The sequence below is a fragment of the Marinomonas sp. 5E14-1 genome, assembly GCF_039939215.1.
GTDB lineage: Bacteria > Pseudomonadota > Gammaproteobacteria > Pseudomonadales > Marinomonadaceae > Marinomonas.
The window spans coordinates 98,127-121,337 of sequence record NZ_JBDXMW010000008.1 but is presented as its reverse complement, the minus strand read 5'-3'; the positions used below and the strand labels follow the sequence as shown (position 1 = coordinate 121,337).

At 40.2% G+C, this 23,211-nt stretch carries 26 protein-coding genes; 21 read left to right on the top strand and 5 right to left on the bottom strand.

The genetic code is table 11. The annotated features are described in order from the left end of the window. Positions 1–10 precede the first annotated feature (10 nt). Positions 11–1,189, top strand: a complete 1,179-nt coding sequence (gene chrA, locus ABFY09_RS09305) for a chromate efflux transporter (protein ID WP_347984035.1) — start codon at positions 11–13, stop codon at positions 1,187–1,189. Positions 1,190–1,249: 60 nt separating this feature from the next. Beyond that, complete coding sequence (locus ABFY09_RS09300; protein WP_347984034.1) at positions 1,250–1,534, top strand: oxidative damage protection protein; 285 nt, start codon at positions 1,250–1,252, stop codon at positions 1,532–1,534. Between the two features lie 64 nt (positions 1,535–1,598). Here the strand turns inward: ABFY09_RS09300 and ABFY09_RS09295 are convergent, their stop codons facing one another. Next, a complete protein-coding gene (locus tag ABFY09_RS09295) occupies positions 1,599–2,021 on the bottom strand; it encodes a flagellar basal body-associated FliL family protein (RefSeq protein ID WP_347984033.1) in 423 nt (140 codons plus the stop codon). Between the two features lie 141 nt (positions 2,022–2,162). Between ABFY09_RS09295 and ABFY09_RS09290 the strand changes: the two genes are divergently transcribed. The 5 genes from ABFY09_RS09290 (at position 2,163) to trmB (ending at position 5,581) form a co-directional block, all read left to right on the top strand. Next, entirely contained in the window at positions 2,163–2,675 is a 513-nt protein-coding gene (locus tag ABFY09_RS09290; protein ID WP_347984032.1) for a disulfide bond formation protein B, read from the top strand. A 149-nt stretch (positions 2,676–2,824) separates the two neighbouring features. Beyond that, positions 2,825–3,295 (top strand): sigma D regulator, encoded by a 471-nt coding sequence (gene rsd / locus ABFY09_RS09285; protein WP_347984031.1) that lies wholly within the window; start codon positions 2,825–2,827, stop codon positions 3,293–3,295. Beyond that, positions 3,267–4,250, top strand: coding sequence for a hypothetical protein (locus ABFY09_RS09280; protein ID WP_347984030.1), 984 nt, complete (start codon positions 3,267–3,269; stop codon positions 4,248–4,250). Before rsd ends, ABFY09_RS09280 begins: the two co-directional genes overlap by 29 nt. A 3-nt stretch (positions 4,251–4,253) precedes the next feature. After that, positions 4,254–4,670 (top strand): DUF423 domain-containing protein, encoded by a 417-nt coding sequence (locus ABFY09_RS09275; RefSeq protein ID WP_347984029.1) that lies wholly within the window; start codon positions 4,254–4,256, stop codon positions 4,668–4,670. A gap of 182 nt (positions 4,671–4,852) precedes the next feature. Next, positions 4,853–5,581: a tRNA (guanosine(46)-N7)-methyltransferase TrmB gene (gene trmB / locus ABFY09_RS09270; protein ID WP_347984028.1), complete on the top strand. Its 729-nt coding sequence runs from the start codon at positions 4,853–4,855 to the stop codon at positions 5,579–5,581. 71 nt (positions 5,582–5,652) lie between these two features. On the opposite strand, the gene ABFY09_RS09265 is transcribed toward trmB, so the two are convergent. Next, positions 5,653–6,060, bottom strand: coding sequence for an H-NS histone family protein (locus ABFY09_RS09265; protein ID WP_347984027.1), 408 nt, complete (start codon positions 6,058–6,060; stop codon positions 5,653–5,655). A 362-nt stretch (positions 6,061–6,422) separates the two neighbouring features. Here ABFY09_RS09265 and ABFY09_RS09260 point away from each other — a divergent pair, with 362 nt between their 5' ends. Beyond that, positions 6,423–8,585: a Tex family protein gene (locus ABFY09_RS09260; protein WP_347984026.1), complete on the top strand. Its 2,163-nt coding sequence runs from the start codon at positions 6,423–6,425 to the stop codon at positions 8,583–8,585. A 92-nt stretch (positions 8,586–8,677) separates the two neighbouring features. On the opposite strand, the gene ABFY09_RS09255 is transcribed toward ABFY09_RS09260, so the two are convergent. Together ABFY09_RS09255 and ABFY09_RS09250 are read right to left on the bottom strand one after the other, a co-directional pair. Next, complete coding sequence (locus tag ABFY09_RS09255; protein WP_347984025.1) at positions 8,678–9,112, bottom strand: NAD(P)H-dependent oxidoreductase; 435 nt, start codon at positions 9,110–9,112, stop codon at positions 8,678–8,680. Continuing rightward, complete coding sequence (locus tag ABFY09_RS09250; RefSeq protein ID WP_347984024.1) at positions 9,049–9,195, bottom strand: hypothetical protein; 147 nt, start codon at positions 9,193–9,195, stop codon at positions 9,049–9,051. The genes ABFY09_RS09255 and ABFY09_RS09250 overlap by 64 nt, the downstream gene beginning before the upstream one ends. A gap of 166 nt (positions 9,196–9,361) precedes the next feature. Here ABFY09_RS09250 and ABFY09_RS09245 point away from each other — a divergent pair, with 166 nt between their 5' ends. From ABFY09_RS09245 to glmS, 3 genes are all read left to right on the top strand, one after another. Continuing rightward, the gene (locus tag ABFY09_RS09245) at positions 9,362–10,300 is read left to right on the top strand and encodes a LysR family transcriptional regulator (RefSeq protein WP_347984023.1); all 939 of its coding nucleotides are present in this window, start codon (positions 9,362–9,364) and stop codon (positions 10,298–10,300) included. A gap of 189 nt (positions 10,301–10,489) precedes the next feature. Beyond that, entirely contained in the window at positions 10,490–11,851 is a 1,362-nt protein-coding gene (gene glmU / locus ABFY09_RS09240) for a bifunctional UDP-N-acetylglucosamine diphosphorylase/glucosamine-1-phosphate N-acetyltransferase GlmU (RefSeq protein WP_347984022.1), read from the top strand. A 115-nt stretch (positions 11,852–11,966) separates the two neighbouring features. Then, a complete protein-coding gene (glmS, locus tag ABFY09_RS09235) occupies positions 11,967–13,793 on the top strand; it encodes a glutamine--fructose-6-phosphate transaminase (isomerizing) (protein ID WP_347984021.1) in 1,827 nt (608 codons plus the stop codon). A gap of 85 nt (positions 13,794–13,878) precedes the next feature. On the opposite strand, the gene ABFY09_RS09230 is transcribed toward glmS, so the two are convergent. Then, complete coding sequence (locus ABFY09_RS09230) at positions 13,879–14,532, bottom strand: hypothetical protein (protein ID WP_347984020.1); 654 nt, start codon at positions 14,530–14,532, stop codon at positions 13,879–13,881. A gap of 199 nt (positions 14,533–14,731) precedes the next feature. On the opposite strand from ABFY09_RS09230, the gene ABFY09_RS09225 reads away from it, so the two are divergent. From ABFY09_RS09225 to ABFY09_RS09180, 10 genes are all read left to right on the top strand, one after another. Continuing rightward, positions 14,732–15,067 (top strand): cupin domain-containing protein, encoded by a 336-nt coding sequence (locus ABFY09_RS09225; protein ID WP_347984019.1) that lies wholly within the window; start codon positions 14,732–14,734, stop codon positions 15,065–15,067. A gap of 86 nt (positions 15,068–15,153) precedes the next feature. After that, positions 15,154–15,792, top strand: coding sequence for an RpiB/LacA/LacB family sugar-phosphate isomerase (locus tag ABFY09_RS09220; protein ID WP_347984018.1), 639 nt, complete (start codon positions 15,154–15,156; stop codon positions 15,790–15,792). A 213-nt stretch (positions 15,793–16,005) separates the two neighbouring features. Further along, a complete protein-coding gene (locus ABFY09_RS09215; RefSeq protein ID WP_347984017.1) occupies positions 16,006–16,326 on the top strand; it encodes a MarR family EPS-associated transcriptional regulator in 321 nt (106 codons plus the stop codon). 84 nt (positions 16,327–16,410) lie between these two features. Further along, positions 16,411–17,673 carry a Vi polysaccharide biosynthesis UDP-N-acetylglucosamine C-6 dehydrogenase TviB gene (gene tviB / locus ABFY09_RS09210; RefSeq protein WP_347984016.1) on the top strand — a complete coding sequence of 421 codons (1,263 nt, stop codon included), beginning with the start codon at positions 16,411–16,413 and terminating at the stop codon, positions 17,671–17,673. Between the two features lie 26 nt (positions 17,674–17,699). Next, positions 17,700–18,665, top strand: coding sequence for a Gfo/Idh/MocA family oxidoreductase (locus ABFY09_RS09205; protein ID WP_347984015.1), 966 nt, complete (start codon positions 17,700–17,702; stop codon positions 18,663–18,665). 1 nt (position 18,666) lies between these two features. After that, a complete protein-coding gene (locus tag ABFY09_RS09200) occupies positions 18,667–19,245 on the top strand; it encodes an acyltransferase (protein WP_347984014.1) in 579 nt (192 codons plus the stop codon). Between the two features lies 1 nt (position 19,246). Then, the gene (locus ABFY09_RS09195; protein WP_347984013.1) at positions 19,247–20,332 is read left to right on the top strand and encodes a DegT/DnrJ/EryC1/StrS family aminotransferase; all 1,086 of its coding nucleotides are present in this window, start codon (positions 19,247–19,249) and stop codon (positions 20,330–20,332) included. Positions 20,333–20,416: 84 nt separating this feature from the next. Further along, positions 20,417–20,776, top strand: a complete 360-nt coding sequence (locus ABFY09_RS09190; protein WP_347984012.1) for a glycosyltransferase — start codon at positions 20,417–20,419, stop codon at positions 20,774–20,776. Between the two features lie 170 nt (positions 20,777–20,946). Next, on the top strand, positions 20,947–21,198 hold the full coding sequence (locus ABFY09_RS09185) for a hypothetical protein (protein WP_347984011.1): 252 nt from the start codon (positions 20,947–20,949) through the stop codon (positions 21,196–21,198). A gap of 63 nt (positions 21,199–21,261) precedes the next feature. Beyond that, positions 21,262–22,680: an oligosaccharide flippase family protein gene (locus ABFY09_RS09180; RefSeq protein ID WP_347984010.1), complete on the top strand. Its 1,419-nt coding sequence runs from the start codon at positions 21,262–21,264 to the stop codon at positions 22,678–22,680. Positions 22,681–23,211 lie beyond the last annotated feature (531 nt).

The following is a 23,211-nucleotide window of genomic DNA, read 5'->3' as shown; positions in this document are numbered from 1 at the left end:
TGGAAAAAACATGTTGCAGAGCAGTGCACTTTCTTATTTAAAACGTCTTGGTGAAGTCTTTGTGGCTTTCTTCCTTTTAGGCTTTACTAGCTTTGGCGGCCCTGCTGCGCATTTAGGCTATTTTAATCAAGAATTCATCAAACTGAAAAAGTGGGCAACAGAGTCCCAATACGCTCAGTGGGTTGCATTAAGCCAAATTGTCCCAGGGCCTGGGTCGAGTCAGGTTGGTTTTGCCATTGGGTATCATAGAGCAGGGATTATTGGTGGCTTAGCGGCGTTTGTTGGTTTTACCTTGCCGTCGTTTGTCTTCATGGTTTTGCTAGCCATGTTTGGTGAGGCTTGGCAAGGGAGCGTGTGGTTTGATGGTGTGGTTCATGGGTTGAAACTTCTAGCCGTCGTCGTTGTTGCTGATGCTTGTTTTGGTATGTGGCGCTCGTTTTGTAAAAGTAAAACCACGGCTTGTATTGCGCTTTTCAGTGCATTTTTTATTGTGCTTAGTCCCTTTGGTACGTCTAGCTTGATTGTTTTATGTCTGGTGGCAGGCGTTGGCCTTATGCTTCCAAGTACTGAGTCAAAAAACAATGAAACCTTACCTAAAGTGCGAAGCTCTGGTGTGTATTTGCTTATCGCACTTGTTTTATTTGGAGCGAGCTTCTTGTTAACCGATGGGCTGAGTGGCTTGTTTGCTAATTTTTACCAAGCTGGTGCCTTGGTATTTGGCGGTGGTCATGTTGTCTTGCCAATGTTGTCGGCTTTTGTATCGGAGAGCGTTTCTGAATCCAACTTGTTATTGGGTTATGCAGCGGCACAAGCTGTGCCTGGTCCTATGTTTACTATGGCGAGTTTCCTTGGCGCGTCGGCGATGCCAGCAGGAGAGAATCTTTGGGTGTGGGCAGGTGTCGCGACTTTGGGTGTTTTTTTATCAGGCCTATTGCTTATGTTGGGCGCGCAAAGTCTTTGGCAAAAGCTTTCTAATAATGCACGTTTTCGTTCCATTGTCGGCAGCTTGAATGCGGCGGTTGTAGGTATATTGTTGGCAGCTTTATATCATCCTATTGGTACCTCGAGTCTGCTAAGTGTTTTGGATCTTATATTGGTGGTGGCGGGGGTTGCTTGGCTAAAGTATAAAAAGCCATCCATTTTCTGGCTGATTGTTGCATTTATATTTGTCGGGAGTGTTGGGGCTTGATTTCTGTTACATTGGCGCCATTATGACAACATCCTTTTTGAATTGAGAACGACCTTTATTATGTCGAATACTGTTTTTTGTAAGAAATACCAGAAAGACATGGAAGCATTAGAGTGTGCTCCTTTGCCAGGAGCTAAAGGCCAAGAGATTCTTCAAACTGTCTCTAAACAGGCATGGCAAGAATGGCAGCTTCTGCAAACTATGATGATTAATGAAAAGCAGCTAAACCTGATGCTGCCAGAATCTCGAAAGTATGTGATGGAGCAAATGGAGAAGTTCTTCAATAACGAAGCGACAGATAAACTCTCTGGCTACGTGAGTCCTGATGATATGGTTGAACTCTAGGTTATAGAGTTTCCAACAAAAACGCCCTCTTGCAGAGGGCGTTTTTGTTGGTGCTTGGTGAACTTTATTGGGTGACAAAGCTCGAAAATAAAATGTCTTGAATGGGTGAAGTCCCTGTTTCTGCTTGTAGCGCTTCATTGACGGCAACTGCACCCGCGGCTCTAGTTGCTTCTCTTGCGATAGCGCCTGTTACTTGTGCATTGGTGCGAGAGCTTAAAAACATCACCAAAGCGTCTTGTACTAATGGCATATTCGCCTCGATTAAAGCTCGTTGTGCCTCGCTGGTTCTAAGGCTGATGTTGGTTTTGATATAAGTTAGCTTAGAGCCATCGCTTATATTATTGACAATGAAACTTGGTGTTAGCTCAATATAAGCGGTTGATGCAGGATCAACATCTTCTGCAAAAACATGGGAATTCATTAGGCTGCTAAATAAGAATAAAAAAAACAGCAATAGCTTATTGCGTAAAGGTACCATCAATGACATGTTAGACTCTCATATTTATTCCAATAAACAGTATACTAACTGCCATTAAAGCCTGCTGTCAGTAGGAATTTGTACTTTCTTATATATCTGTTAATTGATCGTGCTTTACATTTAACTTATTTCGTTTAGGAATTTTTAAATATGTTCTCTTTGTTAACTGCTCGTCGTTTCCATGGACTTGTTGCTGTGGCTTCTTTTGCATTGCTTGTTGTGGCGTTTTATATGGAGTATCAAATGGGGCTAGAGCCTTGCCCGTTATGTATGCTTCAGCGCATTGTGCTTTTCTGCATCGGCGTGGTGTCTCTACTATCTGCTTTAACTGGCTCTCTAGGTGTTCGTCGCTTTATTGCTTGGATAGTGGTGATCTTATCTTTATCTGGCGCTGCTTTGGCGGTACGTCACTTGTATTTACAGAATATTCCAGCGGATCAACTTCCTGCTTGTTTGCCAGGGTTGAGTTACATGTTTGAAGTTTTTCCATGGCAGGAAATTATGCAAGCTATGATTATGGGGACAGGGGAATGTGGCGATGTAGTCTGGACTTTTTTAGGGCTGAGTATTCCTGGTTGGACATTGGTTGTGTTTGTTTTTATGGCCATTATTAATGTGATTATTGCTTTACGTTCTAAGAAACGAAAACATATATTTCGATAGTATTAAGGGCGATGCCTCGGAATAACGTTTCAAAAAGAACGGTTACAAATCCTCATAGGTGATTGCCTTGCAGGTGATAAGTTAACGGAATATGCTTGAACTAGGTATTCAATAACAATTATCGCCTAACTCTAATGGGAGTTTGTATAATGCTAGAAGGTTGTAAAACAGCACAAGAAAGATGGGGTGGTGTACATGACATCATTGACCGTTGGTTAGAGCAGCGCCGCCAGCTAATCGAATCCCTGGTTTATATACGGGAACGTGGCGACCTTACCCCGACGGATACACCAAAAATTCAATCGGCCTGTGAAATGTTGGTGGACTATGTTTCTGCTGGCCATTTTACTGTTTATGAGCAATTAGCATTAGAAGCAAAAGAATTTCATGACGATAGCGCGGTTATCTTATTAGGTGAACTACTGCCACAGATTGAAAGCACTACCGAAATTGCCATAGAATTCAACGACAAATACGACACAAAAGAGCACTGTAATGCTCAGTTAGAAGCTCTGCCTTTTTCGTTGCAGGCATTAATGCTTGTGATGGCAGAAAGGTTCCAATATGAAGATCAATTGATTGAGGAATTGCATGAAGCGCACAGTGAAAAAAGCGCTTAAATTTGGCTTGCTAATTACTTCTGCGGTGACGTTATTGTCTTGTTCCGTGGAAGCACCTGTGCGTACTGCGCAATATGCAGTGCAAGGTTTGCACTCGGCCGCATTGAGCGATGACGGATCTTCTTCAGTTGTCGGTTCTATTCAACATGGTGGAAGCTATTGGAAAAACGCCAGAAACGAGCGTAGCTTTAATTGGAATCATGCGTCAGGCGAATATACTACATTAACCAGTGTGGATATCGATCCAAGTGGTGAGTTTGCTGCGACAGGCAGTGCGCGCACCCTTGTATTGTGGAGCGCACTAACAGGAAAGTTAGATGGCTTTTGGACAACACCTGGCGATATTCAATCAGTAAAGCTCACTCAAAATGGTGATTACGCTTTACTCGGTTTAAACGACCAAACAGCTCGCTTCTTTGATATTAAAAGAGGTGGCATCAAACAAACTTTCAGAACTAATTCGACCGTTCGTGCCGTGGATGTAACACCTGATGTGACATTTGCTTTAACTGGCGATGACAACGGCAATGTGATTTTGTGGGATATCTTAACAGGCGAACAGAAACATCAATGGAATTTAGGGAATAAAATCTCCACTGTCGCATTATCAGCTGATGGAAAATACGCTTTTGGCGCTGCGCATCTTGGGACTGCCAAAATATGGTCTACTTTAACCGGCGTAGAGCTGTCTACCATTGATACCGGTTCTTTGAAGTACCGTAACGTAACAATTAGCCAAGCGGTATTTTCAACTAAGGATCGAAGTATCTTAGTGGGTGAAGCCAATGGCCGAGTGTCACTTATTCAGACCAGTACGGGTGTTGTGCAAAAAGAATGGGATCTTTACGCTGCGAAAAAACGACCATCTGGCACCAATGTTTTGGCGCTTGCTTATGCTCTGGGTAATCGATATTACGCGATAGGCAGCAATGGCTATCTCAATGTTTTGGAATAATCTATGTCGGCGCCTGATTATTCGTCTGTAGAAAAACATACCGCTACTTCTTATACAAAATGGTCTGCGGCATTTGCCTTCCAAGCCGCTATTTCTGTCGCCGCAGGCGCTTTCGGCGCTCATGCTCTAGCAGATGCTTTGGATGCTAGCGCATTGGGCTGGTGGCATACAGGCAGCCAATATCTTATGTATCACGCCTTAGCAGGTTTAATCGCTTCCTCTCTGCTACATTATTTACCTTCCCTCAAAACAATTTTACGCTTCTTCTTTGTGGGTAATATTTTATTCGCAGGAAGCTTATACATCATGTCGCTAACCGATTTTCGTATATTGGGTGCTGTCACCCCTTTGGGTGGAACCGGCTATTTGATTGCTTGGTTTTACTTAGGCTGGAGTCTATGGCGTTATAAAAAGCCGTAGAAGGTGTTTAACCTTCTTATGGTAAATGTGATGTAGGCAAAGAAGAAGGACAGGATTCGGTTTTTCAGGTAGGATAGCGCGCCAATTATTTAAACAATGTAAATGAACAACCATCGACTAGGCCTAATAAGCAGTTAATTGCTTAGCTTATTAATAGAGAACAAACGAAGCGATACAAAAACATGTCAGAGCAAAAAATAGAAATCCAAGAAACGACCGAAAAAGAACCTTTTAAGAAACGTACTATCCGTAGTTTTGTTGTGCGCGGTGGTCGTATGACAGAAGGGCAGCAAAAAAACTATGACGCGAATTGGGCCGTCTATGGTTTAGAGCTTGAAAGTGGTCGAGTTGATTATCTAGACGTCTTTGGGCGTGAATCTGATGTGGTGATCGAAGTTGGCTTTGGTATGGGGGCGTCTTTGGTCGAAATGGCGAAAAATGCCCCGGAGAAAGATTTTATCGGAATCGAAGTGCACCCTCCTGGTGTTGCCAAATTAATGATGTTGGCCGCCGAAGAAGGTGTGACTAATCTTCGAGTTTATTGTGATGATGCCATTGAAGTAATGGCAAAATGTTTACCTGAAAAAACGGCTAGCGGCTTTCAGTTATTTTTTCCAGATCCTTGGCATAAGAAAAAGCACAATAAGCGTCGAATCGTTCAGCCATTGTTTGCTCAACAAGTGGCGAATGTATTGAAAGAAGGTGGCAGTTTTCATATGGCAACCGATTGGCAGCCTTATGCCGAGCACATGATGGAAGTCATGGAGGCACAAGCTAATTACACAAACGCAGCAGAGAAGGGAGAATATCACCCTCGCCCGGAATGGCGACCATTGACAAAGTTTGAGCAGCGTGGTGAGCGTTTAGGGCACGGTGTTTGGGATTTAATTTATACAAAAAATCCGAATTAAGAATAGATCGAGAGATAAAAAATGGCGCATTTAAAATGCGCCATTTTTTATATGAACAATAAAATTGTGAATTATTTGATTTCAACACTTTTACGGCTATTACCTGCGTTAAAGTATTCTTGGAATACTTTAGGTGTGCGGCCACGCCCAGTCCATTCGTGTGTTTCGCCACCAACAACAAGACGGTATTTAGGTGCAACAGTTTTACCTTTTGTAGCGCCTGCTTTCTTTGCTTTTGGAACACTTAGTAGTGCTACTTCTTCCATTGTTAAACCGCTGCTTGCGATTAGCTCTGCAATTTCTTCAGCACGAGCTGATTTAGCTGCTTGTTCCGCCGCAAGTTCTGCTTCTTCTGCTTTCGCTTTTTCCAGCGCGTTTGTAAAGCCTTCAATTAGGTTTTTAAGTTGTGGAATAGTTAATTCTTTAGCGGCCGCTCGAGCTTTTGCTTTGTTGCCAGCTAACTCTAATAATAAACTCATTGATTTCTCCTAGTTATCTTTAAAATGGGTACTACCCTGCACCGAAGAAATTCCTTATGCTCAGTAAAAAAGTGTTAAAATTCAACCCTAAAACTTTTTATAGCCGATTGTATAAAACAGTAGGGCTCAGGCAAGAACTTATAATTCAGACAAATTAAATACTGTCTTTTGGTTATAATATGAACTCTTAAGTTTGAGAGATACTTAAATTACTAGCAGTGCATTTTAGTATGATTTTATAATGTTACATGACATTATGGTTTTTCATAATTCCATTAAATTATTCTAATGAAAAAAAACTCAACATGCTAATAAAAAAATGTGTTTTAAATGCAATAAAAGTGTAAGCAATAGGACGATTAATGGATGCTATATCAAAAGAACTGAGTGCCGATTTTTTCATTTCAAAGAAATACAGTGACAACATCATTCAATTGTTTGAGGAAGGATCAACGGTTCCTTTCATCGCCAGATACAGAAAAGAAAACACTGATGGCATGAGTGATATGGATTTACGTTCTTTCTATGATAAATGGCAATATCTTGTTGAATTAAATAAGCGTAAGGAAAGTATTCTTGGCTTATTAGTAAAAGAATCTGTGGCATCAGAACAGATAAAACAAAAAATTCGGAATGCGAAAACAAAAAATGAATTAGAAGATTTATACGCACCTTTTAAGAAAGCTCGGAAAAGCAAAGCGGATGATGCTAAGGATAAAGGTTTGCAACCTTTGGCATTGGCTATTTGGTCTGGAGATTATACAGATAGCACATCAGCGGTGCAGGCATGGTTACGTAACCATAATGTGAATATAACGCCTGAAGCTGCTTTAGAAGGTGTTGTTGAAATATTAAGCGAAGCGATTTCAACTGATAGTGAGGTTTTAAAACAAGGTAGAATAGAGCTTTTAAAAAATGGACAATTATGTAGCCGAGTTTTACGAGGAAAGAAAGAGCAAGGCGAAAAATACCGAGATTATTTTGAATATCAAGAGCCTGTTAAAAAAGTACCAGATCATAGGGTTTTAGCATTACTTCGCGGAAAGAAAGAAACTATATTAAAATTAAGCATTCATTTAATGGGTGAGGTAGGTTATCCAAGAAGCCTCGCTTTTTCTCACCTGAATCAATTATTGAACTCGAATGCTCAAATATCCTACAACTTTAGTGTTGTCCAATGGCGCTATTTAAACATCATATGGGAACATAAACTCCTAGCCAAACTAGAAAATGATGTATTAGCACAATTAAAAGAGAGAGCAGAAGAAGGCGCTATTCAAGTTTTCGCAAACAACCTCCAGGATTTATTAATGGCTGCGCCAGCAGGCGCTTTTCGAGTGCTAGGGGTGGATCCTGGTTTCCGAAATGGTGTAAAACTAGCCGTTATCGATGAACAAGGTAGTTTGTTAGATTATGGTGTTATTTATCCTCATGGGCCGCAAAATCGCACGCAAGAAGCTTGTGGATTATTAGTCAAGCTTATTAAACAGTACAAAATTGGCTGGGTCGCCATAGGTAACGGAACGGCGTCTCGTGAAACAGAAACACTCATGAAAGAGCTGATCGCACAGGCAGATCTAGATTGTCGAGCGATTGTGGTTAGTGAAGCGGGTGCGTCCGTGTATTCGGCCTCTTCCATTGCGATACAAGAATTCCCTGATTTGGATGTCACCATTCGAGGGGCAATTTCTATTGCACGACGCTTCCAAGACCCATTGGCTGAGCTTGTTAAAATCGACCCACAAGCCATTGGCGTTGGGCAATATCAGCATGACGTCAAAGCGACTCAGCTTAGTAAGACGTTAGGAAATGTTGTGGAGGACTGTGTAAACCGAGTAGGCGTGGACATTAACTTGGCTTCTGTGTCTTTGCTTTCTTATGTTTCAGGCTTAACGAATCGAATAGCGCAAAATATCGTGGATTATAGACAGCAAAAAGGTCGTATTGAGTCCCGGGCGGAACTACGAAAAATCAAAGGTATAGGCGACAAATGCTTCGAGCAATGCGCAGGTTTCCTACGCATTCTCAATGGTAAAGAGCCTCTCGATGAATCTGGTGTGCACCCTGAGTCTTATCCGTTGGTGCGAAACATGGCTGATCATCTCGCGTTAAAAGCAAACGAGTTATTAAACAACAGTAGCGCTTTACAGCAACTTAAACAGCTTGCCCCTAGCTTCGCGCAAGCAGGCGATTTCACCTATAAAGACATCTTAAATGAGCTTGCCAAACCGGGCCGAGATCCCCGCCCTGAGTTTCGTTATGCGGCTTTTGATCAGAGCATACAGATACTTGAAGATCTGCAAGAAGGTATGACATTAGAAGGTGTCGTCACTAACGTGGCTGCATTTGGTGCCTTTGTGGATTTGGGAGTGCATCAAGATGGGCTTATTCACATATCTCAACTGGCCGATAGGTTTGTAAAAGACCCTCGGGATCTAATAAGGGTTGGTCAGGTCGTCAGTGTGACAGTGTTAGAAGTGGATGTAAGACGTAAACGCATCGGCCTAAAAGCCAACGGTTTATAAGCCCGTGTAGGTTGGGTGAATGAGGCAAGAAGGCAATCCAACAAGATGCGAGATCTCGCTGAATTGTGCTTACTTTACGTTAATGAAGAAGGTTACGAGACAGTCTGTGCTGCTATTTGTACTTTTGCTTTGTTAAACGCTTCTTCACCAACCTCGCCCATTGCCTGTCCTCCAGCAATGAAAGTGTGTTTCACTTCAATGCCAACAAAACCTAAAAACGTATTGAGATAAGGGATTTGGTGGTCCATTGGGGAATCTGCTAGGAAACTGCCACTGGTAACAAATACATACGCGTTTTTATTCAGCAAACCGACAGGGCCAGTTTCAGTGTATTTAAACGTACGGCCTGCACGAGCAATATAATCAAAATATGATTTCAGGGTTGAAGGAACCCCGAAGTTATACATAGGCGCTGAGATTGTTACAAGATCAGCCGATTCAATCTCGTCGATCAACTCATTACTTATCGCGACAATGGCTTTCTGTTCTTCAGAACGACTTTGCCATCTGGGTTGTCTTGTTTCCATTGTTCAACAAATTCGTTTGCTAGTTGACGAGACTTTGAATTATTCCCAGAAGCACTGGAATCAATACGCAATAAAGTAGCCATTAAAAATTCTCCGTAGCAGATGTGAGCTTGGTCAGCTCGATGTTTTAAGATGTTTATATCCTATGATTAGTTTATTAGATTAAAAAGCAGATTTTTTAGGAGATAACTATCGAAAAATACGATATTTTAAAGAGAATATTATGTCCGCTTCAGAAGGAAACAAACATTGAAAGCCCCTAGAGTTACATTGAAAGCCCCTAGAGTTACATTGGAGCAATGGCGAGTTTTGCAATCTGTCGTCGATAAGGGCGGCTTTGCTCAAGCGGCAGAGGCGTTGCATAAAAGTCAATCTTCAGTGAGTTATACGGTGGCAAAGTTACAAGAGCAGTTAGGTTATCCTTTATTAAGTATTGAGGGTCGTAAAGCGCAGTTAACGGAAAGAGGCGAAGTATTGCTGCGCCGCTCCCGTCATTTGCTAAAAGAAGCTGTGGAATTAGAACAGCTAGCTCATACGTTAGGGCAAGGTTGGGAGCCAGAGTTAGAGTTAGTCGTTGATCAAGTTTTTCCGACGCCTGTATTACTGCGTGCATTAAAAGCCTTTGAGCCACAAAGCCAAGGTACCCAAGTGCAGTTACGAGAGGTGGTATTAAGCGGTGGGACGGAAGCCCTCACTCTTGGTAACCCTGACTTGGTGCTCAGTTCTATTGTTCCCAAAGGTTATCTTGCTGATCCTATTGTAGAAGTGGAAATGATGGCGGTGGCGTCCCCAGATCACTCTTTATTTCAAGAAGAAGGTCCAATTAATAACGGGCGTTTAAGCCGTGAGCTGCAACTTGTCATTAGAGATTCCGCCTTAGATAGTTCAGTGGATGCAGGTTGGCTTGGCACTGAACGACGTTGGACTGTGTCTAGCGTGCAATCGGCTCTGGAAATTGTCGTCAGTGGAATCGGCTTTGCTTGGTTGCCTAAGGCTGACATTTTCGATGAACTTAATAGCGGTAAATTAAAAAAGCTGGATCTTGTTTCTGGTGGTGATCGCAACTTTTATCTCTACGCCATTTTTGGAAAAGGTGAGCGCACAGGGCCTGCTACGAGATTGCTGGTTGATCTGTTGCAGGCTGAATGTAATGTTTGCCCTAAGCCAAGCATTAGTGGTGGAATTTAGAAAATTCTTTCTGACAATTTTTTTTACTTTCTTTCTTTAGAGTTGCCAAAAATCATCAGCTTACGGAGTTTTATAAAAAATTGTCATTTTTTTTGTGACAAGTTGACTTGTGGTGTTTTGATGAAAGCGATCTAATAGATGCCATTCTAGTTTTCTTCTTATTTTTAAACGCCAACACAAGGACGTTTCATGACTCAGGACATAGTAATCCTCGCTGCCGGAAAGGGTAGCCGAATGAAATCAAGCTTCTCAAAAGTACTTCACAAAGTTGGCGGTGTACCTATGGTAAACCGCGTATTAGCCACAGCCAGCACACTCAGTAATGCAAGATTACACCTTGTTGTCGGTCATCAAGGTGAGCAAGTCGAAGCCAATTGTCAGGGATTTTCAGCCAATGTGGTTTGGCAAAATGACCCTCAAGGAACAGGTGACGCATTACGTCGTGTTGCACCTTTTTTACAGGCAGACGGAGCAACTTTAACGCTTTATGGTGATGTGCCTTTGATTCGTGCTAGCACTCTCGAAAAAATGTCGGCTTTATCGACACCAAATACATTGGTTTTGCTTACCATTTCTTTGGATAATCCAACTGGTTATGGCCGTATCGTGCGTGATGAGACTTGCAGGGTAACCGCTATCGTCGAACAAAAAGACGCTTCAGAAAGCGAATTAGCCATCAAAGAAGTTAATACTGGTATTTTGCTTGCTCCAAATAACCACTTGCAAACTTGGTTGGCGAGCTTAACTAACGATAATGCTCAAGGCGAATATTACCTAACTGACATTATTGCTATGGCGGCGCGAGATGGCGTCGAGATCGTCACGGTTAACCCAGAAAACGAAGCCGAAGTGGCAGGTGTAAACGACCGAGTGCAATTGGCGGCATTAGAACGTGAATTACAGAATCAGCAAGCAATCGCCTTAATGCAAAATGGCGCGACTTTATTGGACCCATCTCGCATTGATGTTCGTGGCAAATTAACCACAGGGCAAGACGTCATCATAGATGTGAATTGTGTTTTTGAGGGAAAAGTTGTTTTGGGTAGTGGCGTAGAAATTGGGCCAAATTGCCACTTAAAAGATTGTTCCATTGGCGACAATACCATTATCAAAAGCAACACTTTAATCGACGACAGCCAAGTGGGCGAAGCTTGTGATATTGGCCCATTCGCTCGCCTGCGTCCTGGCACCGAATTAGAGAAAAAAGCTAAAATAGGAAACTTTGTCGAAACCAAAAAAGCGCTTATCGGTGAAGGCAGTAAAGTGAATCACTTGAGTTATATCGGTGACACAGAAATGGGCGCTAATGTAAACGTAGGTGCAGGCACTATCACTTGTAACTACGACGGGGTGAATAAACATCTGACTCAAGTGGCCGATAACGTTTTTATCGGCTCGAACACATCATTAGTCGCGCCAGTGCAAGTTGCTGAAGGTGCTACCATTGCTGCAGGATCAACTATTACAAAAGCCGTTAACGAGAGGCAGCTAGCCTTCGCCAGAGCGCGCCAAATAAACAAAGATAATTGGCCTCGACCAGTTAAAAAATAAGACTCGAATAATAGAAGGGGTCAGGTCCCTTAATTGAATACTATCAAATCAAACGAAAGCTCTATTTTTTTAAGGGATCTGACCCCTGTTTGTGAGCTCAAAGAAGGATTCTCTCATGTGCGGAATAGTGGGTGCTATAGCACGCCGTAATGTGTCAAAAATTTTAGTTGAAGGCCTTAGTCGCCTTGAATATCGTGGCTACGACTCATCAGGTGTGGCGATTAACAACGAGAATGGTGTTTCTTCACACCGAGCGGTTGGTAAGGTGCAGGCTTTAAAAGATAAATTTTCAGCACAACCTTTAGATGGGAAAATAGGTATTGCCCATACCCGTTGGGCGACTCATGGTAAGCCAACAGAGGCCAATGCTCACCCTCACTTTTCGGGTGATGATCTTGCCTTAGTACACAACGGTATCATTGAAAACCATGAACCATTACGCCGTGAGCTTAAAGCCAAAGGTTATGAATTCAAGTCTGAAACGGACACAGAAGTTATCGTTCACCTTATTCATGATGCACTCAAAACAGAGCCAAATTTATTGAAAGCAGTTCAAGCCAGCCTGGAAAAGTTGGAAGGCGCATTTGCTATTGGTGTGGTGCAAAATGATGACAATGAACGTTTTATTGCAGCACGAAAAGGTAGCCCGCTCGTGGTTGGTGTTGGTATTGAAGAGAATTTTGTTGCGTCGGATCAATTGGCGTTATTGCATGTGACAGACCAATTTATCTTTCTAGAAGAAGGTGATGTGGTTGATGTCACTCGTGATCAAGTTACTATTTATGACGACAAAGGCGAAGTGCAAAATCGTCCTGTTAGCGTATTTAATCACAGTGTAGATGCCACAGATAAAGGTGAGTTTCGTCACTACATGATGAAAGAAATCTACGAGCAGCCAAAGGTTATCAATGCTTGTTTGGAAGGTCGTATCAGTGAAAGTAAAGTATTAACCAGTTGCTTTGGTGCAGACTCTGTTTTCTTAAAAGACATAGAAAACGTTCACATTGTTGCCTGTGGTACCAGTTATCACGCTGGAATGGTGGCGAAATATTGGATCGAGGGCCTTGCCGGGTTGCCGTGCAGCGTCGAAGTGGCCAGCGAATATCGCTACCGTAAAGTAGCTGTACCAAAGAAAACCCTGTTTTTGACTTTGTCTCAATCAGGCGAAACGGCTGATACTCTAGCAGCCCTGCGCATGGCGAAAGAGCTTGATTATTTGACTACACTAGCCATATGCAACGTTCCATCTAGTACGCTTGTACGTGAGTCAGTGCTCACTTTATTGACTAACGCTGGCCCAGAAATTGGCGTTGCATCGACAAAAGCTTTCACCACACAACTAACGGCTTTGTTGATTACCAGCGTCGCGATTGCAGTTGAAAATGGTTTGTCCTCAGAGAAAGAAAAAGAATTAGTTCAAGCGATGCGCTCGCTTCCTGCTTATGTGAACGCAGCTTTAGCAGAAGATGCGCATATCAAAAAAGTTGCAGACCGTTTTGCTAACAAACATAACGCCTTGTTTTTAGGGCGCGGCACCATGTTTCCAATTGCTCTGGAAGGCTCTTTGAAGTTAAAAGAAATTTCTTATATTCATGCCGAAGCTTATCCAGCAGGAGAGCTAAAGCATGGGCCTTTAGCCTTGGTTGATGAAAATATGCCAATTATCGCCCTTGTTCCTCATAACGATATGTTAGACAAGCTTAAATCTAATCTACAAGAGGTCGCAGCACGCGGCGGTGAGTTATACGTATTCGCAGATAAAGGCACAGACCTTCATAGTGAAGACAACATTATCTTCACCGAAGTGCCAAAAGTTGACAGTATTTTGGAGCCAATTGTCCATACTATTCCGCTGCAGCTACTGTCTTATCATGTCGCTGTCGTGAAAGGTACAGACGTAGACCAACCGCGTAACTTGGCTAAGTCCGTAACGGTGGAATAATATAAGGTATTGTTTTATTTATAAAAAATAAAGTAATAAGCCTCTTTTGTTATTAATGCAGCAAAAGAGGCTTACTTTACGGTCATTAACTTCTAAGGCTAATAGTCGCGTTCAAATCAATTTTATTTGTATTGTCTAAATCCACCTGGATAATTTCTGCATCAATCGATAATGGATCAATATCCATGACCTTTGTACTCAAGTTTTTGAGTTTATAGTTCAATGAATAACCTAGAATTAGCATGGTTTCTAGCTGTGGTTTGGCTCTATTGCCAGTATCACAGGACAGAGCGTAGTGATGGATTTCACCAAGGTGCATGTTAATTAGAATAGGTAAAGCCTCACATTCGTATACATCATCTTTGAGTGTTGCTTTAGAGATAAAAATTTTTACAGGCTGAGATTTGAATGCAGCTATCTTAATAGTGCTATTTACTGTATCTGCATTGGTATTAATCCATTTTTGCGCACTTAAAATGTTGTCTATGTAACTTGTCTTATTGTAAGGAATCTTGATGTAGGGTTTCTTTATCATTTTATCATTTGTGAGTTCAATGTATTTTGTCATTACTGAGTATTGCTTTAGAAGTGACTTCTCAATGGATTTCAGTTCACTTAGTGGTAAGGAAATAAGCTCCTGTTGGGAGAACTCTAGCGGCTTCACAGTGGCCATGGTTAAGTTTTGAGAGTGCGATCCCATACTAAAAAGTAGGGAGAGGAAAAAGAGTAAAGGTTTCATTTAATCGTCCTGTTTAAATAAAAAAACGGCTCAATAGCATCGTATTTTTGATAATGATTATCAGTACTTTATTTGGTTTTGAAAAAGTACTCGAGAAATAGTCAATATAACCCTACAGGCCCTATTAAATCTTGAATGCTATTTTGGAGGCCTGTTATAGTATTATAGTATTAACATTAAATTTGCAGGGTAAATAATTATGTTTTCATTTAATAAAGACGTAGAACTTGAAGATTTGGGTGGCGGTTTATCACGTAAAGTGATGCAGTATTCTGAGAACATTATGACTGTAGAAGTTCACTTCGAAACTGGCACTGTTGCGCCAATGCACAACCATCCTCATGAGCAATTAACTTACGTTAAGTCTGGTAAATTCGAGTTTACCGTTGGTGATGACACTCGACTTGTGCAAGAGGGTGACACCATCTACAAAGTACCAAATATCATGCATGGCTGTAAGTGCATTGAAAAAGGTATATTGATTGATAACTTCACTCCAATGCGTAAAGATTTTTTAGAAACAAAAGGTTATTAAGACTTTTTAAAGTGCAAAGATCTTAAGATGACTTAGGAAACTATTTTTACCATCTCTCTAATAAACATAAAAACTCGGAGATAGTTATGAAAATTGCACTCATGATGGAAAACAGCCAGGCAGATAAAAATGCCGTGGTGTTAGAGCAACTGAATACAGTAGCGCTCCCTCTTAATTACGATGTTCATAATGTGGGAATGAGTGACAGTAAAGATCACCACCTTACCTATATTCACTTGGGCATCATGGCAAGTATATTACTGAACTCTAAAGCAGTAGATTTTGTCGTGGCAGGCTGTGGAACAGGGCAAGGCGCAATGATGTCGCTAAATGTTCATCCTGGCGTTGTGTGCGGTTACTGTCTTGAACCTTCGGATGCTTTCTTGTTTAACCAAATTAATAACGGCAACGCTTTAGCTCTAGCCTTTGCAAAAGGCTATGGCTGGGGCGCCGAGCTCAACGTACGTTATATTTTTGAGAAAGCCTTCAGCGGTTCTCGTGGAGAAGGTTACCCCCAAGAACGTAAAGAACCACAAGTTCGCAATGCGAGCATCCTTAATGATGTGAAAGCGGCTGTTATCAAAGAAAACTACTTAGATACTTTAAAATCCATCGACCAAGAACTGGTTCGAACGGCGATATCTGGCGAGCGTTTTCAGCAATGTTTCTTTGAAAATAGCCAGAGTCCAGAAATCGAAGCCTATATTAAAAGTATTCTAAGTTAACTTTCTCCTTTAGCTTTTTCCGCAAAAAAACGCAGGAGAGAGCTTTTACTTCTCAGTTATTTTTTCCATCTTTAGATAAAAAAATTTACGGGGCATCTCCAATACATTTTTGCATTTCTAAAACCCTTAACCTAATATTGTTCATTCATTGAACGCGATAGAGTGACAGTGTCTTTCAATTGATTCGTTAAGCTAATTTAAAGGTGAGTGTCGGTGCTAACAGAGGAAGATCGTTACAAAATTCTCAAAGAGGTGCAGAAGAATCCAGATATAAGCCAGCGAGAATTGGCAAGACGCTTAGGTATTAGCTTAGGAAAGGCTAACTTTTGCTTAAAAGCATTAATTGAAAAAGGCTTAATTAAAACCGAAAACTTTAAAAACAACACTAATAAAGTGAAGTATTTGTATCTACTCACCCCGCAAGGTATCCAAGATAGGCTATTACTCACACAACGTTTTCTTAAGCGAAAACGAAAAGAGTACGATGAACTTGAAAAAGAAATAGAGCAACTTCGAGAAGAGGTGAAGTTGTAGTCGCTATGTAGTAGGCCGGATAATATGAGGCACGAGGTGCAATCCGATGATATATCGAAATTTAGTTTAACAATTGGATGGACAATGAAGAAAATTACAGTAATCGGGTTGGGTTATGTAGGGCTTCCTTTAGCCGTTGAATTTGGTAAAAAACAATCTGTAGTTGGGTTTGATATCAACCAAGCGCGCGTGAACGAGTTACTTTCAGGTAAAGATTCGACTTTAGAAGTCTCACCTGAAGAGTTAATAGAAGCTTCTTTGTTGAAATTTTCCTCAAGTATAGAAGATATAAAAGACAGTAATGTTTATATCGTAACCGTCCCTACTCCAATTGATGAAAGCAATGCACCAGATTTAACGCCTCTCCGTAAGGCGTCGTCCATGTTGGCAAAAGTTATCAAGCCAAATGATATCGTGATTTATGAATCCACAGTATATCCTGGTGCGACAGAAGACGTTTGTATTCCTATCATAGAGAAAGAGTCTGGTCTTAAGTTCAATGTAGATTTTTTTGCAGGCTATAGCCCCGAGCGTATTAACCCAGGCGACAAAGTTAATACCTTAACTAAAATTAAAAAAATCACTTCAGGTTCTACGCCTGAAATTGCAAAAATCGTTGATGATTTGTATCGCAGCATTATTGTTGCAGGTACGCATTCTGCAAGCTCGATCAAAGTGGCAGAAGCGGCTAAAGTGATAGAAAACACCCAGCGTGATTTGAATATCGCGATTATTAATGAGTTTGCGAAGATCTTTAATATTCTTGGTATTGATACTCAAGAAGTATTGGATGCTGCAGGAACCAAATGGAATTTCTTGCCGTTTAAGCCGGGTCTAGTCGGTGGTCACTGCATTAGTGTAGATCCATATTATTTGACCTATAAAGCCAAAGATGTTGGCTATCAGCCTGAAGTTATTTTAGCTGGTCGCCGTATAAATGATGGTATGGGGCAATACACAGCCACTCAACTTGTTAAAGCGGTTTCTAAACGCAAAATTCATATTGATGAAGCGAAAGTCTTAGTGCTCGGATTCACTTTTAAAGGCGACTGTCCAGATGTGCGAAACACCAAAATCGTCGATATGATTAAAGAACTACAAAGCTTCAATATGAATGTTGATGTTTATGATCATTGGGCAGATCCTCAGGAAGTGAGGTATGAATACAACATTGACTTAATTAATGAGCTAAAAGACGGTACTTACGATGCGATTATTTTGGCAGTAGATCACTCTGATTATAAGGATTGGGGTGAGGCGAAAATTCGCAAACTAGGTAAAGAGAATCATGTGCTTTATGATGTGAAATATGTCTTACCTTACGGTCAGTCTGACTTACGCTTATAACATCTAACAATTCTGGTGAAACGAAAATGAAACGATTTGCACTTATTGGTGCTGCTGGTTACATAGCTCCTCGACATTTAAAAGCGATCAAAGAGACTGGTCATGATTTGGTTGTAGCGATGGATGTGAATGACTCTGTTGGTATTATGGATAGCCATTTTCCAAATGCTGAATTTTTTACTGAGTTTGAAGCTTTTTCCGCTTTTGTTGAAGATCTGAAGCTTAATGGTGAAAAATTAGATTACATTGCTGTCGCATCGCCTAACTATTTGCATCTGCCACACATGAAGTTTGCTCTACAAAATGGCATAGATGTGATTTGTGAAAAGCCATTGGTGCTCAATACCTCGGACTTAGATACATTAAACCGTTACGAAAAAGAACATGGGGCAAAAGTAAACTCGATTTTACAGCTTCGTTTGCACCCTTCTATTATTGCCTTGCGCGAAAAAGTGCAAGCAGCACCAGCGGATAAAGTCTTTGATGTTGATTTGACGTATTTAACTTCGCGTGGCAAGTGGTACTTAAAATCTTGGAAAGGTTTTGATGAGAAGTCTGGTGGGGTTGCCACCAATATTGGTGTGCATTTCTACGACATGCTTCACTTTATATTTGGCGATATCAAACACAACGAAGTGCATTATCGAGATGCTAAAACATCATCCGGTTATTTGCAGTATGAGCGTGCTAATGTTCGTTGGTTCTTGTCTATTGATGCCAATTATTTACCAGACAATGCTGTTCATGGTGAGAAGTCCACTTATCGTAGTATTGATATTGAGGGTGAAGAATTGGAATTTTCAGGTGGCTTTACGGACCTTCATACCCAAAGTTATGAGCGCATTCTAGCGGGTAATGGTTATGGCGTTGAAGATAACCGCGCAGCGATTGAAACAGTAGATGTGATGCGAAAATCCCCGTTGGTTGAAAACCCAACTAACCCACACCCTCTTTTGGCTAAAGTCATTAAGCAAGCAAAGGTTGAAAAATAGCATGGCTTTTTATCAACATGAAAGTGCGATCGTAGATGATGGTGCTCAAATAGGTGATGATTCTCGTGTATGGCATTTTGTACATGTGTGCGGCGGTGCAAAAATTGGTAAGGGTGTATCGCTTGGTCAAAATGTGTTTATTGGTAATAAAGTTAAGATTGGTGATAAATGCAAGATACAAAATAACGTATCTATCTATGACAATGTCAATCTAGAAGAAGGTGTATTTTGCGGGCCAAGTATGGTGTTTACCAATGTATATAACCCGCGCTCATTGATCGAACGTAAAGACGAATACCGCGATACCTTGGTAAAAAGAGGCGCAACATTAGGTGCTAATTGTACCATTGTTTGCGGCGTGACCATTGGTGAGCATGCCTTTGTAGGTGCTGGTGCCGTTGTCAATAAAGATGTACCTGCCTACGCAATGGTTGTTGGTGTACCTGGTAAGCAAATTGGTTGGATGAGCGAATACGGCGAGAAGCTAGATTTGCCTTTCACAGGAGAGGGCGAAGCGGTTTGTCAACATACTCAAGAAAGGTACGTACTTGCTAATAATCTAGTAAAAAAGGTTAATTAATATGCAATTTATCGATTTGGCTGCTCAGTACCAGCACTTAAAAACACGTATAGATAAGCGCATTCAAAATGTACTTGATCATGGTCAATATATCATGGGGCCGGAAGTACAAGAGTTAGAAGAGGAACTTGCGGAATACGTAGGCGTTAAGCATGCTATTGCTTGTGCAAATGGCACCGATGCATTAACTCTCGCCATGATGGTTTTAGATATTAAAGAAGGTGATGCTGTTTTTTGTCCAACCTTTACCTTTTTTGCGACAGCAGAAACCATAGCATTTCAAAAAGCGACGCCAGTCTTTGTAGATTCAGACGAAATAACATTTAATATTTGCCCTATTGATCTAGAAAAGCGCATAAAAGCGACAATTGCAGAAGGGAAATTAAACCTAAAAGCAATCGTTGCCGTAGATCTATTCGGCTTGCCAGCTAACTATCCTGAGCTAGAGCGTATAGCGGAAAAATATAATTTAAAACTTATTGAAGATGCTGCACAGGGTTTTGGTGGTTCTATTACCGATCAGCAAGGTAATAAAAGAATTGCTGGTAGCTTTGGCGATATCGCCACAACCAGCTTCTTTCCTGCAAAACCACTAGGTTGTTATGGCGACGGCGGAGCCGTTTTCACTAACAATGATGAATACGCTGAGCTCTTAAAATCGTTAAGAGTGCACGGTAAAGGTAATGACAAATATGATAATGTTCGTATTGGGATGAACTCTCGTTTAGATACCATTCAAGCTGCTATTTTATTAGAAAAACTAGCAGAATTTCCACAAGAGCTTATTAAGCGAAACAAAATAGCGCAACAGTATGAAGCTGAATTAGGCGACAAACTTAATACACCTAAAGTGCCTGTTGGCTATGTGAGCTCTTGGGCACAATATACTTTAGTGTCAGAAAAACGTGATGAGATTATGGCAAAGTATAAAAAACAAGGTATTCCAACCATGATTTATTATGGAACTTGCATGCATCAGCAAACGGTTTTTAGATATCTAGGTTATGAACAAGGTGGTTTTCCGGTTGCAGAAAGACTGGCGAAAAGGGTTTTTAGTTTGCCGATGCATGGATATATTATTAGATGAAAGTTCTTTTACTTAAGTCCTCGAAGAATCCTTTGGTTACAAAATTGAAAGATCGATTCATTTATAGAAATGTTGATGTGATTTGTGCGCCTTTCGATATTCAAGATAATTTCTGTAACGAATATATATTCGTCTAAATTGAATGAGGTTATTAATAAAAATTCACCTGATTTAATACATACCCATGCCCCTAATTATTATATTCTGTTAACTTTAACTGTTAGTAAAAAGTATCTTGTTGTTGCTACCTTATGGGGATCTGATGTTATGAAGGTGGTTAATGCGTCGAGAAGTATTAAAAACTATATCTTTAGACTCTACAACGAATTCGCCTACCGTCGATCTTTGCTTATTTCCCCTTCGTCTGTCCGTGTTATTGATAAGTTGATAGAGCAATTTGGTTTTTTTGCTCAAAAAGAGGAGAAGGCTTGCGAGCAATACTGATAGGCTGTAGTGTCTGGATTATTTGATGAAAATAAGAATGATCTGAAGCTGTTTTTTACTGATGAATTTGGCTCGGAAATGAAAATTAATGAGGAGTATATTTTAGCTCAGAGGAGTTAAAGCAATATATAACCCTCAATTAACGCAAATTCAGCCTAGATCATGTACCTATGCCGTTATCAGGTGATTTAGGATGGGGTGTAGAGCCGATGCAAATAGGGAGGGCTATATTAGCTGATATTGATGCTTATCAGTCATTGAAAAAGATAGATAAAAGGAATTTTGTTAATGGTAATAATGAAGTGATAAATATAATTTCCGAGATAGGGGGAATGAATTATGGATTAGATTATGATTGTATCGAATGTTCACATCCAAAACTAAAACTGATCGAAATGTATGAGAGAGTTTTAGGTTCTTGAATGAGATTTAAGATATTTATAATTTTTATCTAAATATTTTTAAGTGAATTTTAAAGGTAAAATATGACACTCAAAAAAATATTATTATTTTCGATTGGGCCAATCGGGATCGCATTAATTAGTCTTATTTCTCTGCCTATAATTACTTGGTTCTACACTATTGAAGACGTGGGTAAAATTAGTATGTTACAAGTCGTTGTAAGCTTTAGCGTACTGTTATTTTGCCTAGGGTTGGATCAGGCTTATGTTCGTGAATACCATGAAGCTAAATCCAAACCAAAATTATTTAAAACAGTTTTTTTGCCAGGCTTTTTATCTTTAAGCACTGTAATTATAGTTCTTTATTTTATCGATGAGATGTTTATTTCTTACTGGTTGTATGATGAAGAAAATTATTATTTAACAATCATTAGTTCCATTTGTATTATTTTAGCTTTTTGTTCAAGATTTTTATCTTTAATATTGCGAATGGAAGAGCGTGCGCTTGCCTATTCGATGAGTCAATTGTTACCTAAGCTTTTTTTTGTTCTATTTATACTGTTAAGTATTTGTTTTGGGTTAATTAAAGATTTTTACAATCTTATTACTGCTAATGCGATTTCTATTTCTATTGTGTTTCTGGTATTTATATGGAATACACGAGCTGAGTTGATTGAGTCAGTAACTATTCCTATCAGCAAGGTGGAATTAACAAGTTTATTGCAGTATGGATTTCCCCTTGTTGTAGGTGGTTTGGCTAGTTGGGGATTAAATGTAATGGACAAGCTTTTTCTTCGGAGTTTTTCTACTTTTTCCGAACTTGGTGTTTATTCTGTTGCTGCAAGTGTTGCAGGGGTGGCTTCTATTGTTTCTAGTGTTTTCAATGTAATATGGGCGCCTCTGGTATTTAAATGGGTAAAAGAAGGTGTAGATCTAAAAAGAATTAATGAAGTATCTGAACACCTTTTAGCTGTAATATATTTTATTGTTGTTTTATCTGGTTTGTTCTCATGGGTGTTGCCTTATTTATTACCTATCGAATATAATTCAGTTCAATATTTCGTTACAGTTTGCTTGCTGGGTCCGCTTTTTTACACTCTTTCGGAAACAACTTCTATTGGTATTTCTATCTCTAGAAGGAGTGTTTTTTCGATGCTTGCTTCACTAGGTGCTGTGATCATTAATATGATTGGTAACTATTTTTTAGTACCAAAATATGGGGCTGAAGGTGCTGCTGTTTCAACCGGGTTGTCATTTTGGTGTTTTTATGTTCTCAGAACTGAACTTGCATGTAAGGCATGGAGGCCCATACCTCGACTTAGGTCATATGTGCTAATTTCAGTATTGTTACTCTTTTCTATTTTAAACGCATTTTTTTTAAGAGGTGATTTTTCTGCCATCAGTATTGCCTTTATACTTTTTATTATTGGGTTGTTTGCTTTTAAGAGAAGTATAGTTTTGATTTTTAATCTTTTAAAAAAAAACACATGCTCTGGTGATTGATTTTGACTTTTTAAAATTTAATGTGAAATATGAAGGTGTTAAGATATTTTATCAGAAATTATTGTCGTATATAACTAGCACTGGATTGTTGGCATATGTAATAGTTGTCAATATAACTGAAAAGTTATGATTGCTTTCAAGTGCGATAAGCACTGTAATTCTTCAAAAACTCTAGGAGTTATCCAGTGATGAGATAAAGCGTAAATGTGCTTTCGGGTTTTATGGTCCTGAATTCAAGTAAAAAGTGTCGCACTTCGAACTTGAATTCAGGATTATTTTGACTCTTGTCTGGATGTATCTTTTAATAATGCTATGAAGGTGCCTGAAATACGTAGAAGCCTTGATTAGTTCTGTTTTAGATGACTTTTTTATGAGGGTGTTGTATGAAAGTTGTTCTTTTATCTGGTGCGTCATCTATTCACACAGTTCGTTAGGCTAATGGTTTAAGTAGTGTGGGGCATGATGTCCACGTTGTTACTCAACATAGAGCGTGTGATCCATTTTTACCTGAAGTTACTGTGCATGATTTTC